General features: G+C 49.2%; 2 tRNA genes and 2 rRNA genes. All 4 read left to right on the forward strand.

The window, feature by feature from the left end:
- A 16S ribosomal RNA gene (locus GTP77_RS29735) occupies positions 1-119 on the forward strand; the annotation flags it as partial.
- A 63-nt stretch (positions 120-182) separates the two neighbouring features.
- A tRNA-Ile gene (locus tag GTP77_RS29740) sits at positions 183-259 on the forward strand.
- A 10-nt stretch (positions 260-269) separates the two neighbouring features.
- Positions 270-345, forward strand: a tRNA-Ala gene (locus GTP77_RS29745).
- A gap of 161 nt (positions 346-506) precedes the next feature.
- Positions 507-978, forward strand: a 23S ribosomal RNA gene (locus GTP77_RS29750); the annotation flags it as partial.

Here is a 978-nt window from a genome sequence, read left to right on the forward strand (position 1 = left end):
TTTTACCAGAAGTAGGTAGCTTAACCGCAAGGAGGGCGCTTACCACGGTAGGATTCGTGACTGGGGTGAAGTCGTAACAAGGTAGCCGTATCGGAAGGTGCGGCTGGATCACCTCCTTTCTAGAGTATGGCGCCACGCCAAACGCTCACACTTATCGGCTGTTTTTAAAGAGAACGTTTTCTGGGGCTGTAGCTCAGCTGGTTAGAGCACCGTGTTGATAACGCGGGGGTCGTTGGTTCGAGTCCAACCAGCCCTACCAGTCTTACCCCGGGGGATTAGCTCAGCTGGGAGAGCACCTGCTTTGCAAGCAGGGGGTCGTCGGTTCGATCCCGTCATCCTCCACCACTGCTTTTATCTAAGGTCCGAACCTTAAATAAAAGTAGTACCGTTCTTTAACAATTTGGAAGAAGTAAAGATTTATTGAATATCGCAAGATATTCAGGGTAGTAGATAAATCATCAAACACAGTAGTAAATGCTTGATACCGATAGCCGTCAAGGTTATAGGGACAAGTGAATAAGTGCACATGGTGGATGCCTTGGCGATTACAGGCGATGAAGGACGTAGAAGTCTGCGATAAGCCTCGGGGAGCTGACAAACAAGCTTTGATCCGAGGATTTCCGAATGGGGAAACCCGGCCTTTTAGGTCATTGCATACTGAATACATAGGTATGCAAAGCGAACGCGGCGAACTGAAACATCTAAGTAGCTGCAGGAAAATAAATCAACCGAGATTCCCAAAGTAGTGGCGAGCGAAATGGGATGAGCCTGCATGATTTAGCATGACGCATAGTGGAACCACCTGGAAATGTGGGCCATAGCGGGTGATAGCCCCGTACACGAAATGCGACGTGTGGAACTAAGTATGCGACAAGTAGGGCGGGACACGAGAAATCCTGTCTGAATATGGGGGGACCATCCTCCAAGGCTAAATACTCGTAATCGACCGATAGTGAACCAGTACCGTGAGGGAAAGGC

The sequence above is a fragment of the Pseudoduganella aquatica genome (assembly GCF_009857595.1).
Lineage (GTDB): Bacteria > Pseudomonadota > Gammaproteobacteria > Burkholderiales > Burkholderiaceae_D > Rugamonas > Rugamonas aquatica_A.